The organism is Pseudomonas sp. NPDC087614, assembly GCF_044743485.1.
GTDB classification, from domain to species: domain Bacteria; phylum Pseudomonadota; class Gammaproteobacteria; order Pseudomonadales; family Pseudomonadaceae; genus Aquipseudomonas; species Aquipseudomonas baetica_A.
This window is the reverse complement of record NZ_JBIUWN010000196.1, coordinates 1-1200: the sequence shown is the minus strand read 5'-3', so window position 1 is coordinate 1200 and position 1200 is coordinate 1. Positions and strand designations below refer to the sequence as shown.

General features: G+C 58.8%; 1 protein-coding gene. It reads left to right on the top strand.

Annotation, left to right across the window (positions count from 1 at the left end; all coding sequences use genetic code 11):
* Positions 1–1053: redox-regulated ATPase YchF (ychF, locus tag ACIOWA_RS28060; RefSeq protein WP_401162939.1), on the top strand; the 1053-nt coding region annotated here is incomplete at its 5' end.
* Positions 1054–1200: the final 147 nt, after the last annotated feature.

The following is a 1200-nucleotide window of genomic DNA, read 5'->3' as shown; positions in this document are numbered from 1 at the left end:
ACCCCCACCCCCCCCCACCCACCACCCCCCCCCCCCCCCAAAACCCCCCCAAACTCCACGATCGAGCCGAACAGCGGCATCGTGCCGATGCCGGATCCGCGTCTGGAAGCCCTGGCGGCCATCGTCAATCCGAAGCGCATCCTGCCGACCACCATGGAATTCGTCGACATCGCAGGCCTGGTCGCCGGCGCCTCGAAAGGTGAAGGCCTGGGCAACAAATTCCTGGCCAACATCCGTGAAACCGATGCGATCGCCCACGTCGTGCGCTGCTTCGAAGACGAAAACGTGATCCACGTTTCCAACAGCGTCGACCCGAAACGCGATATCGAAATCATCGACCTGGAGCTGATCTTCGCCGACCTCGACAGCTGCGAGAAGCAACTGCAGAAAGTCGCGCGTAACGCCAAGGGTGGCGACAAGGACGCCGTCGTTCAGAAGGCTCTGCTGGAGCAACTGATTGCGCACTTCACCGAAGGCAAGCCTGCGCGCAGCCTGATGAAGAACATGAGCACCGACGAGAAAGCGGTGATCAAGGGCTTCCACCTGCTGACCACCAAACCGGTCATGTACATCGCCAACGTGGCTGAAGACGGTTTTGAGAACAACCCGCACCTGGACGTGGTCAAGGCCATCGCCGAAGAAGAAGGCGCTATGGTGGTTCCGGTCTGCAACAAGATCGAAGCCGAAATCGCCGAACTCGATGACGGCGAAGAGAAGGACATGTTCCTTGAGGCCCTGGGCCTGGAAGAACCGGGCCTGAACCGCGTCATCCGCGCCGGCTACGAAATGCTGCACCTGCAGACCTACTTCACCGCCGGTGTCGAAGAAGTCCGCGCCTGGACCGTCAAAGTCGGTGCCACCGCACCCCAGGCGGCTGGCGTGATCCACACCGACTTCGAGAAAGGCTTCATCCGCGCAGAAGTCATCGCCTACAACGACTTCATCCAGTACAAAGGCGAAGCCGGTACCAAAGAAGCCGGTAAATGGCGTCTGGAAGGCAAGGACTACATCGTTAAAGACGGCGACGTGATGCACTTCCGCTTCAACGTTTAAGCATCACGCCCGAGAAAAAGCCGCGTTTGATACGCGGCTTTTTTGTGCCTGATGTCTCGTCCTGAATAAGGTTTACACCTTCTGGCTTCTTATCAGGAGGGTGCAATGGATACGGGCGCAAAACGTAGTCAGCGCGATTACACGCTG